Raw genomic sequence first — 14507 nt, forward strand, 5'->3', positions numbered from 1 at the left:
GTAAGCTCAAAGCTAAGAAAACAAACATTAAAAAGGCCAACCAGATATTCTCTGGTTGGCCTTTGCTTTTAGTTGCTTAGTTAGCTTTAACTAATCTTGTCCTTAGTTAGCACAGCTTGCTGGGCCGATCTCTTTCCACACACCCCATTGGCCTGTCGTTGTTGGATCTTCACCTGTTGTCCACCATTTCGCTTCCCAAACCTTACCGCCTTGAGTCACTTGGTCGCCACCAGTGTAGACCGCACTTGAATCCCAAGCGTTAGTACACGTGCCACCGCCTGTGGTTTTCTTGAGGACTTTCACTGATGCAGCCGCAACTGATGTATCGGTACCATCACTCACTGTCACTGAGAAGTTCAGTACCGTATCTTGCGTGTATTCAGCCGCGACAAAGCTTACCGAAGCGCCTTGTACTGTTGCGTTGATACCTGCTGGTACATCCCACGTGAAGGTTAATGTGTCTTGATCCGCATCGCTAGACGCTGACGCATCAACCACAACAACGTCACCCGCATTGACTTCAGCCGGAGCCGTAACCACTGCAACTGGCGCTGTGTTTACTGGGCCTGTGTCTTTAGGGGTTACCGTTACAACAACTGTGTCTGTTGACGTTGCGCCTTCGTTGTCTGTTACGGTTAGGCTGAATGTTAGAGCTTCTTGTTGTGCGATTTCAACAACATCAAAGCTTGCAACAGCTGCATTGGCATTAGCCAGTGTTACGGCAGTTCCGCTTACTTGTGACCAAGCGTAGCTCGCAATTGTACCGTCGCTGTCTTTTGAAGCGCTGCCGTCTAGAGAAACAGAAGCTGGGCCTTCAACGGATTGGTCGGCACCTGCAGCTGCCGTAGGTTTGCGGTTGACAGGATCTGTTGTACCGCCAGCAAGACCTTCATGCATTGCATTCAGGATATCGCCGTTATCTGCATCAATTTCCCAAGAGAATAGACCTGCAAGACCAAGACTACGAACGTACGCGCCTTTTGCTTTTACCGAGCGGTCATCATCAAATGTGATTAGCTGACCTGAGGTGCGATTCCAAACGTAAGGCGCTTCTGCCATTTCGTCGTAGCCGTATTCGAAGCCATTGATCCCTTGGTTGTTCGCACCAAGCATGTTCTCCTTAATGCCTTTGTAGTCGATAACGCCATCTTCCCAGACACCTTGTGCAGAGCTGCCTTTCAGTTTGCCGTTACCAACACCTGTCATAGGGTCACTAGGATCTGAAAGTGATGATGGCAATACGCCTTCCCAACCACGACCGTACATCGCTGTACCAACAACAAGCTTGTTGGCTGGAACACCTTGCTCAAGAAGCAGTTGGATGCCGTTGTCTGTGGTGTAAGCAGGGCCAGTGTACGGTTCACCATTTTCATCAATGCCTGAGCCATCACACTGACCAGGGCGCATGAAGTTACCGCAGTTCAATGCTGTCTGGTGACCCAATACGTTATTCCAACCGCCGTAGAAGTCATAAGTCATCGCAAAGATGTAATCCATGTATTGGATAGCATCTCCATAGTTCACGTCTTCAATTTTATCGTGGCCAACACCGATGGCTGATGTGAGTTCGTAAGTGCGACCATTTTCAGCTTCTAGCTCATCGAGCATCGCACGTAGTTCTGCCATCAGTGCTATGTAAGCAGGGCCATCGTTTACAGGATCACCAAGTTCGGGAGCTGCACCACCTCCACCAGGGAATTCCCAATCGATATCGACACCGTCGTAGAATTTCCATGTGTTGAGGAATTTCTTAACAGACGCGACGAAGGTGTCTCGGTTGGCTTTGGTTGTGAAATCAAAGAACGGGTCAGATAGCGTCCAGCCACCAATCGATGGGATGATCTTCAAATCAGGATTACGCTGTTTGAGCGCCATCATCATTGCGTAGTTACCCTTGATAGGTGAGCTGTATTCGTGGCCCGCTTGAGGGAAGCTCTTCTGGAAAGCGGCCCATGGGTCATGAATCACCACTTCGTAATCGTTAACACCCTGACAAGCTGTCATGAGTGCGTTGTAGCTGTTACCGCCTACTGATTTCACTGATTCGTTCGGACCACAAATTGGGATGAAGCCATAAAGGATATGGGTCAAGTTGTCAGCGGGTAGGTTATCTACCGTGTAGTCACGACCATAAATACCCCATTCAACAAAGTAAGTACCTACTACCGTGTTTGGATCTGTGTTGTATGACTTGTTGTTTGGATCCACATTCATCGCAAGTGGCGCTAAGTGGGAGCCATCGGTATCAGCGATGGTAATTTTAGCGGGTGCGCTCTTGCTACAACCAGTTTCGTCACACGCTTCAATTTCTATATCGAATAAGCCGCCTTGGCCGTATTCGAATGAAGCCGTGGTTTGGCTGCCAGTGATTGGGCCGGTGGCTACTTTAACGCCATCAAAGTAGATGTTGTACGTGTTTCCTGACGTTCCGCTCCATTGGTTGAACTTGACGTCGACCTTTGCTTTATCGTGATATTTCACCATCTGGTTGTAGCCAGAGGTGGTTTCCATCGCGAGTTCAATTTTGGAAAATTGCAGGTTGTTGGAACCGTACATGTCGATGCTAGGTGCTGTTGGAGCAGCTAATGCTGTACCAGATAGCGCTAGAGCAATGCTCGCAGCACAGGTATTTATACGAATCATACTTTTTCTCTCATTCCTTGAAGGTTACGAGAACCAAATGGCCCCATAAAACGGCTCCAGTCAGTTTTGAAGGAGCTTCCCAGTCAGTATTCGAGAGAGTTTTAATTTTATAACTGAAAATAAATCCGTTTTCGATGGACAACTAAAAAATTGTATCTTGTTACAATTCTGTTGCTTAATGAGTGAGATGCTGAGTCCATGTTTTATAAAATAAAACATCCTTCAGTAGGAAAATCTCACAAGTGAAAATTCACGACATGAAGTTATGAAAAGGTGCGACAAACTATAAGAAAATACTGTGAATTGAAGCAGAATCACAAAGTGAAGTGTGTTGAGCGAGCGAGGCCAATCGACGAGTAGGCTAATGCTTCTGGAAGCAAGGAGAAGAGGAGGTTTATCTTTTGAATTGCTCAGCTAGGGAAGCACGTCGTTGTTGCATGACACTATGGGTATCACCAATTGCAGTATTTTCGTAGCCTTCTTTAACAAATTGCTGAGACGGTACGCTTGGCTCTAGTCGCTTCAAGCGAGGTGAATCATAGGTGCCGCTGATGGTGTAAACGGTGGTTCCAGATCCTGTGTTGATCGTGACAATCTTACCGTCAAAATCGAATGAGGTAGTGATAAGACGATGATTCATCATCACACCTTTGTCTGAAAATGTCAGGATATCGGTGTTGTAAGGTGGAGCCGCAATCTCTATCCATGTGCCATAGACATTACTTGGACTGACAGATTGCTGGTGGGCTTGGTAAGCAAAGTAGCCGGCGGTGAAGGCAACCATAAAGCCAGCTAATAGGAAGCCGTAGAGTAACGAGTTGGCAAATAGGTCTCTGCTTTTAGTCGGATTTTTTGCCATTATTTCTTCATTTTTCGACTGATATTGTCTTAGATTCTATTAACTAAAATCTTAGTTTGCAAAAATTGTTATAAGAGTTAGAAGCAGGATCGAATGTTCTAATAGATTTGATTGCGTTAGTGGTTTTTTAGCCTTGCTCCTCAGTATTTACGTTATCAATGAAAGCGAATTCCAGAAATGCTTAAGCTATGCGTATTTATTTCTTGTAGGAAAGTCTCGAATTGGTTAAAACAATTATCACCTAAATTTACGCATAGGCTTACTCGGTGAGCTCAATAAGTGCAATTTGAAGATAACAAGGAAGTACAATGATTAAAGAAAATACATACTTTGAAGGTGGCGTTAAGTCGTTAGCGTTTAACCAGTCTGGTGCTGATGTGAGTGTTGGTGTAATGGCGGCTGGTGAGTACACGTTTGGTACTGCAGCTCCAGAAAAGATGACCGTTGTTAAAGGTGCTTTGATTGTAAAGCGTGTTGGCGATGATGATTGGACGACATACCAATCTGGTGAGTCTTTTGACGTTGCGGGTGACTCTTCATTCGACCTACAGATAAAAGAAGCGACGGCTTACCTGTGTGAGTACTTGTAATCAGGTCTAAATTTGTTCAATCAGGGCATCGTTTGTCTCTGCTTGAATAGAGAAAACCACGCTCTAGGAGCGTGGTTAAATAAGTGATAGTAACCGGCAGTGGATAGTGTCACTTGTTTTTGTAGTCATCAAATGGATGACCAAATCGTTGTTCGTTGCAAAATCTCTTCAATCTTCAATCTTCAAAGCTCAAAGCTCAAAGCTCAAAGCTCATAGCCAAGACATCAGTAAGTCTCAAACACACCGTTGTTGTAGTCTTGAATTGTCTGTTCAATCTCTTCCATCGAGTTCATGACAAACGGACCATAGTGAACAACAGGTTCATTAATCGGTTCACCGGAAAAAATCAGTACCCCTGAATCTTCCAAGCTACCCAAAGACAGCAAGTCAGCTTTGGTAAGCAGGGCAAGTTGACCTTGGTTGATCACTTTGTCGCCGATCTTAATACTGCCTCGGTACACGTAAGTCATGGCATTATGATTAACATTAGTCCCTAACGTAACTTTTTGCCCAGAATGAGAGCGCCAATCCGCAACGCTTAACGGCACACCTGTTTTCTGTAATGGCCCCTGCGATCGTAAAGCCTCTGAACCATCGTCTGTTTGGTTGTGCAGTTCAAACCCTCCGGCAATCACTCTCAACAAACCACTTTGTTCATTTTGATGTTCCGCGATGCTTTCATTTTGGAAGTCGTGATATTGCGCTGGCTGCATTTTGTGTGTCGCAGGTTGGTTTATCCAAATCTGAAAACCATGCAGCGCGCCTTCTTCCATCATTGGCATTTCGCTGTGAATAACACCACGGCCTGCGGCCATCCACTGTGCGCCACCGCTGCGTAGCTCTCCAACATTCCCCATATGGTCTTTGTGTTGGAAGTGACCTTGGAGCATGTAAGTGAGCGTTTCTATCCCACGGTGAGGGTGTGGAGGAAAGCCGCCAACATAGTCTTTGCTTTCATCCGATTTAAGTTCATCAATCATCAAAAATGGAGAGAAGCGCGTGTTATTAAAACCCGTGAGTCGTTGGATTTTGACACCATCACCGTCTGAGGTGGCATGGGCTGCAATCACATGATCTACTGCTCTTACATTCGTCATTTTGAAACCCTCATATACTTGAATAGCTGTAGTTTATGTAATTTGATTGAAAAAGAAGATGGCACAGCGTTGAGTGACTTATTCGAAAATCTTGAACAGGTAACAATATGAAATTATGTCTATACTTGAATAGAGAGTAGACCGCCAAGGAGGCCGCTATGGCAGTTCAGCAAAAACATGGCGAAAGGCATGGTCGGATGGGTTTTGATAACGACTTTACAACGGAGCAAAGTCAGCGTTTTACAGAAGTTGCAAACAGCGCGGTTAAACGCCGCGTCAAAAAACGTGAGATTGAAGCACCGTTTATTCAGTCGGCTAAGCAAGCTGCTTTTAAAACAGTGGTGAGGCGACCTAAAGGTAATAACCCAAACCGAACACGGCAAGTCATATGGATTATTATGATCGGGTTAGTGAGCCTTTGGCTTATGTACCTTGCAGGTTAGCAGCGCCGCTAAGTTATAGGGCTGGCTAGTGTTGACGGGTTTTTAATAGCGTAACATTGTTCCCTTCGACCTTTGCTTCAAGACAATCTTCAAGTTCAGAAGAATCTGACCCTGAGCAGGTTAGATTCGTCGGTAGTTCTTCTATCAAGGTTGATACTGGGTTGTCGTGATAATAAGCGTATCGGTTTTTTCCTGAATGCTTGGCGACATACATCGCTTTATCAGCACATCTCGTCAGCTCATGTAATTCTTGGGCGTCTTGTGGGTATAAAGCAACCCCAACACTTAGCGTCAATTCCTTGATTCTCTCGTTTGTCTGGCAACCACTTTCGAACAGCCCGCAAATCCTATCTAAAATACCGTCTAGATCTTTACGAGAGGGTACATCGTAGAGCATCAAAACAAACTCGTCTCCAGCAAAACGCGCAATCGAATAATCGTATTCATGGCTTTTTCTGTCTCGGGTTCGAATATTGTTGCTCAAGCGATTGGCAAAATGCTGCAAGACACTGTCCCCAACGTCGTGCCCGTAGCTGTCGTTAATGCCTTTAAAGTCATCAATATCCAAAAAGACCAGTGCGGTAAGTGATCGCTCACTATCCACCGTAATTAATTTTTCTGTCGCCCAGCGTTCAAAGCTCCAACGGTTAGCTAAGCCGGTAAGTTGGTCTCTGTAGGCCAGATCTTCGATGCCTTCTTTATACAGACGTTGGATATAACTGACGGCTTTGGTGTAGTAATAGGCGGATGTGTGGCACACCAAGCTCATGGTAAATAAACTAAGAATAAATCGATGGGTACTGTTAAAGGGTAAAGAAAAGTTGTTTGGCATGGCGGTAATCAAGGTGCTGATAAACAAGCAAAATGAGGTGCTGAAGATAATACCAATTCTGAAATCATTAATGAAAATGACCGCTGCTAGAATTGGGTAGAGCCAAAGTATTCGGTCGGGGATGGCGTGACTGTACAAGAATAGGATGACGCCCTGTACAAGAAGAACACTACTCAGTATCAATTCGGAATAATCAGAGTTGGCTACTTTTCTCACATAGAATGCATTGGAGATGGCAATAATCGCGAAGCACAGCTCGAAAATTGAAAGGGTATAGTGTTGGCCTTGGAAGTAAGCCCAAGTATAGAAAATGAACAACGCAGCGGCAGTCAGTGAAAAGGAGTGGACAATTTTTTGTTTACGGGTGGATCGTATGTCCGCCATTTCTTCTAGGTGTCTGCCGACCAGCCTTTTCATGTGATTTGTGCCAAAGATTTTGATAATGGTGTTAATAGTAGATTAAATAATGAGCTATGCGGAGGTTTAGATAGCTATTTAGTGTGATTGTACTCAAGGTTTCATATTAAAAAATAATCGACCGGTAATTAATCGTGATGTGTATCACTGACGGTGCAGACCCATTCGAAAATGAGACTATCAAGGTTCGAGTTATAAGAAGCGGCTTGGCGATTATCTACTTGCTTTCCAGAGAGTTACTCAACATAGTTTGTTGGTAAACAAAACTTAGAGAGGCTCATAATGTTAATTACCTTTAGTTGCAAGGCCCATGCTAGCGTCACGATGTTTGGGGAAGTCGGTCTTCAGTTCATCAAGATGCTTGGGCATAGCGGTACCGTCCCAGGTGCCATTGATGCTTCAGAAGTTTCTCAAGCTCTGGATAATTTACGTGCTTCGATCGCCTCTGAGCAGAGCAAGCAGGTAGAGCAAGAAAATACTGATGACGACAATGAAGAAGAGGTTGTTGAAGCGCCTGTTAATCTCGGTAGCCGAGCATTCCCACTGGTGGAACTATTAAAATCAGCCATCAAAGATGAGTGCGAAGTGATGTGGGAAGACGGCAGCGGTAAACGACTGTAGTACGATTCGTAAAAAGCCTATTGGCTCTATTTTAATAGGCATGAATGTTGAGTCAGTATCGGTCACACCTTGGGGGTTGATGGTGATGAATCGATACTGGCGCTTTGTTTGTTGCGCAGTGTTTGGCTTGCTTCTGTTTGTTTAAAAGGTTAATCAGCCTTGAGATGAGTTACTTTTGTTATCGTAATATCAATCCATAACAGATCGTAAACAAAGTGATGCTGTTCACGCTTTCTTGACTCCCAATTCTGAACTAAGAATTTTTCCTAGTTATTCTAAGACCCTCTCTCATGCGGTCGATTTTTAGACTCCTTATTATTTCACGGTCAACTAACAAAGATTGCATGGCCGCAATTATGCCGTGCAGACCTCACAAAAAATAAGAGAGTTCACAATGTTAAAGTTCCTAGATCAGGTTCGAAAACCGACACTGGATCTTCCGGTCGAAACCAGAAGAAAAATGTGGTTTAAACCATTCCTGCAATCTTACCTAGTGGTGTTCATTGGTTATCTAACCATGTATTTGATCCGTAAGAACTTCAATGTCGCACAAAACGACATGATTTCTACTTATGGGTTATCGATGACGGATCTAGGTCTTATCGGTCTGGGTTTCTCTATCACTTACGGTATCGGTAAAACCGTCGTTTCCTACTACGCCGATGGTAAAAACACTAAGCAGTTCCTGCCATTTATGCTTGTCCTTTCTGGTATTGCCATGTTGGGCTTCAGCTTCAGTATGGGTGGCGGCAGTGCTAGCTTATTCATGATGGTTGCCTTCTATGCATTGAGTGGCTTCTTCCAAAGTACAGGTGGACCTTCAAGTTACTCAACCATCACTAAATGGACGCCTCGTAACAAGCGTGGTTCTTATTTAGGCCTTTGGAATATGTCACATAACGTGGGTGGCGCAGGTGCTGCTGGTGTTGCTCTGTTTGGTGCAAACTACCTATTTGATGGCAACGTGATTGGTATGTTCGTGTTCCCATCGATCATTGCGATTGTGGTTGGTTTTATTGGTATGCGCTTTGGTAATGACTCTCCAGAAGCATACGGCTTAGGTACGGTTGAAGAGTTGTTTGATGAAGAAGTCAGCGAAGAAGATACCGCTGCTGAAGAAAATCAAATGACTAAGAAAGAGATCTTTGTTGAATACATCCTTAAAAACAAAGTGATTTGGTTGCTCTGTTTCGCGAATATCTTCTTATACATTGTTCGTATCGGTATCGATCAATGGTCTACCGTTTATGCGTATCAAGAGCTAGGTCTATCAAAAGAAACCGCGATTTCAGGTTTCACGCTGTTTGAAGTTGGGGCACTAGTCGGCACGCTAATGTGGGGTTATTTATCTGATCTTGCGAATGGACGCCGTGCTCTAGTTGCTTGTGTATCGCTTGGGTTGATTATCGTTTCTCTAGAGTTCTACCAGCATGCAACAAGTGAGTTCATGTACCTAGCATCCCTGTTTGTGCTTGGCTTCCTAGTGTTTGGCCCTCAGTTGCTGATTGGTGTTGCTGCGGTAGGTTTCGTGCCTAAGAAAGCAATCAGTGTTGCGGATGGTGTGAAAGGCACATTTGCTTACTTGATTGGTGACAGCTTTGCAAAACTTGGCTTAGGTATGATTGCGGACGGAACACCTATTTTCGGCTTAACAGGTTGGAAAGGAACGTTCGCTGCACTAGATACCTCAGCGGCTATTTGTATCGTATTGCTCTTGTTCGTTGCCGTTGCAGAAGAGAAGAAGATTCGCCACGCTAAGAAAATGCACTTAGCGGCTCAAAACGCCTAGCTTGTCTCGCGGACTTGTTTTCGCAAGCACAGTTTCGGGTAGATAGTCTCACGTGCTTTATTGCTTTATTGCTTTATTGCTTTATTGCTTTAAAGCTCGTGAGATCATACCAATCGTTAGTTCGATTCAGTATCATCTCTATCAATAAACTTAATTTTATATAGCTCCTGTTGGGGCTATTTTTCTTTCTTACTCTTAATTTTGGTTAATATCATGATTAATGTTGCGCTTGTTGATGACCACGTCATTGTTCGATCTGGCTTTGCTCAATTACTCAGTCTTGAAGCTGATATTACGGTCGTGGGTGAATTCAACTCTGCGGCAGAAGCGCGCCTCGGACTGCCAAGTTGTCACCCTGATGTCGTGATCTTAGATATCTCAATGCAGGACGAAAGTGGTTTGAGCTTATTGGAAGAGATTCCATCAGGCATTGCCAGCATCATGTTGAGCGTTCACGATTCTCCGGCGATGGTTGAGAAGTCATTAGAGTTAGGAGCCAAAGGTTATCTCAGCAAGCGCTGCAGCCCCGATGAGCTAATCCAAGCCGTACACACGAGCGCAAATGGTGGCTGTTATCTCACACCCGATATCGCTATAAAGCTTGCGACACCCATGAAGAATAAAGCCTCTTTAAATCAACTTACCCGCAGAGAGAGTGAAGTGTGTCAGTTATTGGCAACAGGGCTCGATGTAAAATCTATCGCCGTTGAGCTAGGGGTTAGCCATAAAACGGTGCATGTACACCGTGCCAATGCGATGGACAAACTCAATGTTAAGAACAACGTTGAGTTAGCTAAATTGTTCACACAAGACCAGTACTAATGCGTTCCTATCTAGCCACCTCCCTATGTGGGGTTTTTATGGCTGGTTGTGCATGGTTCTGTTTGTGGGTTATTGCCTTCTATTTCATTAATGACCCTGAGTTAGCCATTCTGCTTTTCCCATTTTCACTTCGACTGGGAATGACGCTGCACACTCGCACTCATTATTGGCCTGCTATCTATATTGCAGAGTGGGGGCTTGCTATCGCTTTAGCTTTACTGCTTGATGAGCCTCAATGGCTGACGATACTCATCGCCAGTGGATTGAGTATTCCTGCCACTCTAATTGCCAAGCGTTATTATTATGGTGACCAGAATCGTCACTTGTTAGTGATGGCGAGCTTAATCATGGTTACAGCATTCATTAATGTTGCAGTGGTGGGTTCTCATGTTCCGGCTGTTTACATGGTGTGGTTGGTGAGTATCACTGGCGGATTGATGTTGGTGCCGATGTGTTATCTGGTCTGGAACTACCTATTCCAAAACAAGTGGGCGCCACTGAGCTCTTACTTAATCAACAATGTCGTTGAGTTCAAAATCCGCCACATCGCTTTGTACAGCGTCTTGTTGGTCACCAGTATTTTGATTCAAACCAGCTTGCCAGATGAACTAAGGCGCTTCGCCCCATTCTGTATGGCTATCCCTATTATCTTGCTCGCCGTTCGTTACGGGTGGCAAGGTGCTTTACTGGCGACCCTGTTAAATAGTGTCGCGTTGATTGCTGCTCACAGTGGAACATCTAAACTCGAAATTACCGATTTACTCTTGTCTCTGTCTGCTCAAACCATCACCGGTATTTTGCTTGGCCTTGCGGTTCAAAAACAAAAAGATCTCAATGCGAAACTACGAAGTGAGCTCTCCAGAAATCAAAACCTTTCACGCCAGTTAGTGACAGCTGAAGAATCGGTTCGTCGTGAAATTGCACGTGAGCTGCATGATGAAATCGGCCAAAACATCACGGCAATTCGTACTCAGGCAAGCATTATTAAACGCGTCGATGCCGCTGAGATGAGCGTTCGCTGTGCGGGGACGATTGAGTCATTGTCTTTGAATGTTTATGACACCACCAAACGTCTACTTACAAAACTAAGACCTAAGATGTTGGACGACCTTGATCTAAAAGATTCTGTTGAACAGTTAATTCGAGAGATGGAGTTTTCGGATCACGGCGTTGATATCCAGTTAGATTGGCAAGGTGATTACTCGTGTTTGAGTGACACGCTCAAGGTCACTATCTTCAGGCTGTGCCAAGAATCCTTAAACAATGCCCATAAATACGCGAGTGCGAGCGAGATTAAAATTGAACTGATTTTAGATGATCAGGCTTATCTTCAGATATCAGATAATGGCGTTGGTTTTACAGCGCAAGATCTTCTCAAAGGAATGGGTGTTCGTGGTATGCAAGAGCGTGTTCAGGCGCTCGGCGGCAAGATGACAATTAACGCGAATGGCTCATCTTCGGGTACCAATATCAGCGTTACATTACCTAAAGTGTGAGAACGAATATGTTTGGATTTCTGCGCTCAGCTACGTCAAAGAGTCATGCTCTAACAGATGATGAAGTCAACCAGAGTTATCGCTACTGGCGTCTCCACATCATGATAGGAATGTATGTCGGCTATGCAGGTTTTTACTTTACTCGTAAAACCTTTAATTATGCCGCCCCAGCCATGATCACCGACCTTGGTTTGGACAAAGGAGATATTGGCTTAATTGGCACGCTCTTTTATCTTTCTTATGGTTTATCGAAATTTATTTCAGGCACGATATCGGATCGCTCAAACCCGCGCTACTTCATGGGGCTTGGCTTAATCGCGACAGGCTTGATCAATATAGCGTTTGGCTTTTCTAGTTCTTTGGCGGCTTTTATCTTGCTTTGGGTGCTCAATGCATGGTTCCAAGGTTGGGGCTGGCCATCGTGTTCGAAGTTATTGACGACTTGGTATTCTCGCTCCGAAAGAGGTTTTCGTTGGGCAATCTGGAATACAGCACACAACGTTGGTGGGGCGCTAATTCCTATTCTTGTGGGTTATCTGACGCTGCAATTCAGTTGGCGAGCAGGGTTTATCTGGCCGGGTGTGATTGGTGTTTTTATCGGTCTTATCGTTTGCTGGCGCTTACGTGACAAGCCCACCACCATGGGACTTCCGACTGTAGGGAAGTGGCGTCATGACCATTTAGAGTTGGCGCAAGAGAGCCATGGACAAGGGTTAAGCTATCGAGAAATCCTGAAAACTTACGTATTCAGCAACAAGTACATTTGGTTGCTCGCTTTTAGCTATGTGCTGGTTTACATCGTAAGAACGGCGGTTAACGACTGGGGTAACTTATACCTAACCGAAGAACACCATTACAGTTTGATCAATGCCAACGCTGCCTTATCTCTGTTCGAGATTGGTGGCTTTGTTGGTTCACTTGTTGCTGGATGGGGATCTGACAGGTTGTTTGGTGGCAACCGTGGCCCGATGAATATTTTGTTTGCCATCGGCATATTTCTTTCAGTCTCTGCATTGTGGTTGATGCCTTTGACCAACTTTGTGTTTCAAGCTGCTGGGTTGTTTTGTGTAGGCTTTTTTGTTTTTGGACCTCAAATGCTTATTGGTATGGCGGCGGCCGAATGCTCACATAAAGATTCTGCCGGGGCAGCGACAGGCTTTGTTGGCTTATTTGCTTACATGGGAGCAGCACTCTCGGGTTATCCATTAGCGCTCGTTTTAGAAACCTACGGTTGGAGTGGGTTCTTCATTACCATCTCTACTTGTGCTGCTGTTATCGGGTTACTGCTACTGCCTTTCCTGCAAGCTCAATCACCTCAGAAAAGTGCAGAGGCTCGTTCTGGCTTTTAAGGACCCTTCTCGATAACAAGATAGTCACCATTGTTTGCATTGTAGAAGCTTGTATCACTGCTGTAACCAGTGTGATACAAGCCGCTATCTTATTTTCGGCGCTTTCTATGCGTGATATTCAAATGTGACTCTTTTCACGCTTTTCATCGTTCTCACCTGTTTCTAAGAAATTTTCCTATTGCGTCTAAGACCTCATCTCATGTTGGTTCTAGCTGCTCTCTGTAGTCTTTCTAATTATTTACGTTATTAGAAATCAGCTCTCTGAATTGTGTTCAAAGGGCTCACTACGGAAAACGCCATGTCACTCAGCCACTTCTCAGAACACTCATTTTTCCCAATGGAAAACACCATCCAGAATTATGCATGGGGGAGCATCTCTTCGATACGTGAACTGTTTGGTTTTAAGAATGAGTCACAAGAGCCACAAGCGGAAGTTTGGATGGGAGCACATCCGAAAGGTTGCTCAATGGTCAAGCTGGACCAACATTTGGTGCCTCTCTCTGAGCTGATTAACAAGAATAAACCGGCCTATTTATCAAACGATATTGCGCAGGAGTTTGGTGAACTGCCGTTCTTGTTTAAGATCTTAGCGGCAGAAAAGGCACTATCGGTTCAGGTCCATCCAAACAAGCACCAAGCTGAGGTTGGCTTTGCGAGAGAAGAGCAAGCAAGAATCCCCCTAAACGCAGGGAACCGTAATTACAAGGATTCGAACCATAAGCCTGAATTGGTTTACGCGATCACTGAATATCAAGCGATGAATGGCTTTCGAGAGTTCGATGAAATATTAGGTTTGTTCAAAAAGTTAGATTCGAGCGAGCTGGCTGGTTTGGTCGATGAGTTTGGTAACAATCTTGATTCTCTAGGTTTAGAAACGTTTTTCCGTGACCTTTTAACTCTAGATGACCAACATAAACACCGAGCATTAGAGCAACTTCTGACTTATGCAGTCGCTCACCAAGATCAATCTGAGTTTACTTTGGTTACTGAGCTTAGCCATCAGTACCCGAACGACATCGGTCTGTTTTGTGTTCTGTTGCTGAACTTGATTACATTGAAGCCGGGTGAAGCGATGTATTTGAATGCAAACACTCCGCATGCTTACATTAAGGGAACCGGGCTCGAGATCATGGCAAATTCAGACAACGTGCTAAGAGCCGGTTTAACGCCAAAACACATTGATGTCCCTGAATTGGTCGCCTGCACAGAGTTTACGCCAATTCCGTTTGAACACTTGTTATTGGCGCCCTCCAAGCTGGGTCAATGTGATAGCTATGATATCCCGGTCAGTGACTTTAATTTCAATATCTTTCATAGCCCCAAGCAAGAAGAAGTCATCACAAGCGGCGCTGAAATTTTAATGGCAATCGATGATGAATTAACGCTAGTGAGCCAAAGAGGTGAGCACTTAACCCTTACGAAAGGGCAATCGGTGTTTGTTCCTGCTTATATTGGTCATTACGAATTAAGCAGCAAAGGACGAGTGGCAAGAGCGTTTAATTAAGGGAGTGGTCAGCTGGAAATGCTATCAAGTTTTGTGAATGGAGGT

12 protein-coding genes are annotated in these 14507 nt (G+C 44.7%); 8 read left to right on the forward strand and 4 right to left on the reverse strand.

Annotated elements, in window-relative coordinates; translation table 11 throughout:
- Positions 1 to 102: 102 nt before the first annotated feature.
- Both CWO27_RS04295 and CWO27_RS04300 read right to left on the reverse strand, forming a co-directional pair.
- Positions 103 to 2643, reverse strand: coding sequence for a glycosyl hydrolase family 18 protein (locus CWO27_RS04295; RefSeq protein ID WP_107898600.1), 2541 nt, complete (start codon positions 2641 to 2643; stop codon positions 103 to 105).
- A 394-nt stretch (positions 2644 to 3037) separates the two neighbouring features.
- The gene (locus CWO27_RS04300; protein WP_102432103.1) at positions 3038 to 3502 is read right to left on the reverse strand and encodes a DUF2850 domain-containing protein; all 465 of its coding nucleotides are present in this window, start codon (positions 3500 to 3502) and stop codon (positions 3038 to 3040) included.
- Positions 3503 to 3810: 308 nt separating this feature from the next.
- Between CWO27_RS04300 and ppnP the strand changes: the two genes are divergently transcribed.
- Positions 3811 to 4092, forward strand: a complete 282-nt coding sequence (gene ppnP / locus CWO27_RS04305) for a pyrimidine/purine nucleoside phosphorylase (protein ID WP_102432102.1) — start codon at positions 3811 to 3813, stop codon at positions 4090 to 4092.
- A gap of 224 nt (positions 4093 to 4316) precedes the next feature.
- Here ppnP and CWO27_RS04310 read toward each other — a convergent pair whose 3' ends face one another.
- Positions 4317 to 5189 carry a pirin family protein gene (locus CWO27_RS04310; RefSeq protein ID WP_102432101.1) on the reverse strand — a complete coding sequence of 291 codons (873 nt, stop codon included), beginning with the start codon at positions 5187 to 5189 and terminating at the stop codon, positions 4317 to 4319.
- A gap of 158 nt (positions 5190 to 5347) precedes the next feature.
- On the opposite strand from CWO27_RS04310, the gene CWO27_RS04315 reads away from it, so the two are divergent.
- A complete protein-coding gene (locus tag CWO27_RS04315; protein WP_048614058.1) occupies positions 5348 to 5632 on the forward strand; it encodes a hypothetical protein in 285 nt (94 codons plus the stop codon).
- A gap of 25 nt (positions 5633 to 5657) precedes the next feature.
- Here CWO27_RS04315 and CWO27_RS04320 read toward each other — a convergent pair whose 3' ends face one another.
- Positions 5658 to 6848: a diguanylate cyclase gene (locus CWO27_RS04320; protein ID WP_102432147.1), complete on the reverse strand. Its 1191-nt coding sequence runs from the start codon at positions 6846 to 6848 to the stop codon at positions 5658 to 5660.
- A gap of 315 nt (positions 6849 to 7163) precedes the next feature.
- Between CWO27_RS04320 and CWO27_RS04325 the strand changes: the two genes are divergently transcribed.
- The 6 genes from CWO27_RS04325 (at position 7164) to manA (ending at position 14462) form a co-directional block, all read left to right on the forward strand.
- Positions 7164 to 7502, forward strand: coding sequence for a DUF1840 domain-containing protein (locus tag CWO27_RS04325; protein ID WP_102432100.1), 339 nt, complete (start codon positions 7164 to 7166; stop codon positions 7500 to 7502).
- A 394-nt stretch (positions 7503 to 7896) separates the two neighbouring features.
- Positions 7897 to 9291: a hexose-6-phosphate:phosphate antiporter gene (gene uhpT, locus CWO27_RS04330; RefSeq protein WP_048660632.1), complete on the forward strand. Its 1395-nt coding sequence runs from the start codon at positions 7897 to 7899 to the stop codon at positions 9289 to 9291.
- A gap of 213 nt (positions 9292 to 9504) precedes the next feature.
- Positions 9505 to 10113 (forward strand): transcriptional regulator UhpA, encoded by a 609-nt coding sequence (gene uhpA / locus CWO27_RS04335; RefSeq protein ID WP_017061545.1) that lies wholly within the window; start codon positions 9505 to 9507, stop codon positions 10111 to 10113.
- Positions 10113 to 11609, forward strand: a complete 1497-nt coding sequence (gene uhpB / locus CWO27_RS04340; protein WP_107898601.1) for a signal transduction histidine-protein kinase/phosphatase UhpB — start codon at positions 10113 to 10115, stop codon at positions 11607 to 11609. Before uhpA ends, uhpB begins: the two co-directional genes overlap by 1 nt.
- 8 nt (positions 11610 to 11617) lie before the next feature.
- On the forward strand, positions 11618 to 12958 hold the full coding sequence (locus CWO27_RS04345; protein ID WP_107898602.1) for an MFS transporter: 1341 nt from the start codon (positions 11618 to 11620) through the stop codon (positions 12956 to 12958).
- Positions 12959 to 13256: 298 nt separating this feature from the next.
- On the forward strand, positions 13257 to 14462 hold the full coding sequence (gene manA / locus CWO27_RS04350) for a mannose-6-phosphate isomerase, class I (protein ID WP_102432098.1): 1206 nt from the start codon (positions 13257 to 13259) through the stop codon (positions 14460 to 14462).
- The last annotated feature ends 45 nt before the right edge of the window (positions 14463 to 14507 follow it).

The sequence above is a fragment of the Vibrio sp. 10N.286.51.C3 genome, from assembly GCF_003050065.1.
Classification (GTDB): Bacteria; Pseudomonadota; Gammaproteobacteria; order Enterobacterales; family Vibrionaceae; genus Vibrio; species Vibrio crassostreae.

Excerpts from the sequence above, each read along its gene's own strand:
- CWO27_RS04295 (WP_107898600.1), bottom strand. The coding sequence starts at position 2,643 with ATGATTCGTATAAATACCTGTGCTGCGAGCATTGCTCTAGCGCTATCT.
- CWO27_RS04300 (WP_102432103.1), bottom strand. The coding sequence starts at position 3,502 with ATGGCAAAAAATCCGACTAAAAGCAGAGACCTATTTGCCAACTCGTTA.
- ppnP (WP_102432102.1), top strand. The coding sequence starts at position 3,811 with ATGATTAAAGAAAATACATACTTTGAAGGTGGCGTTAAGTCGTTAGCG.
- CWO27_RS04310 (WP_102432101.1), bottom strand. The coding sequence starts at position 5,189 with ATGACGAATGTAAGAGCAGTAGATCATGTGATTGCAGCCCATGCCACC.
- CWO27_RS04315 (WP_048614058.1), top strand. The coding sequence starts at position 5,348 with ATGGCAGTTCAGCAAAAACATGGCGAAAGGCATGGTCGGATGGGTTTT.
- CWO27_RS04320 (WP_102432147.1), bottom strand. The coding sequence starts at position 6,848 with ATGGCGGACATACGATCCACCCGTAAACAAAAAATTGTCCACTCCTTT.
- CWO27_RS04325 (WP_102432100.1), top strand. The coding sequence starts at position 7,164 with ATGTTAATTACCTTTAGTTGCAAGGCCCATGCTAGCGTCACGATGTTT.
- uhpT (WP_048660632.1), top strand. The coding sequence starts at position 7,897 with ATGTTAAAGTTCCTAGATCAGGTTCGAAAACCGACACTGGATCTTCCG.
- uhpA (WP_017061545.1), top strand. The coding sequence starts at position 9,505 with ATGATTAATGTTGCGCTTGTTGATGACCACGTCATTGTTCGATCTGGC.
- uhpB (WP_107898601.1), top strand. The coding sequence starts at position 10,113 with ATGCGTTCCTATCTAGCCACCTCCCTATGTGGGGTTTTTATGGCTGGT.
- CWO27_RS04345 (WP_107898602.1), top strand. The coding sequence starts at position 11,618 with ATGTTTGGATTTCTGCGCTCAGCTACGTCAAAGAGTCATGCTCTAACA.
- manA (WP_102432098.1), top strand. The coding sequence starts at position 13,257 with ATGTCACTCAGCCACTTCTCAGAACACTCATTTTTCCCAATGGAAAAC.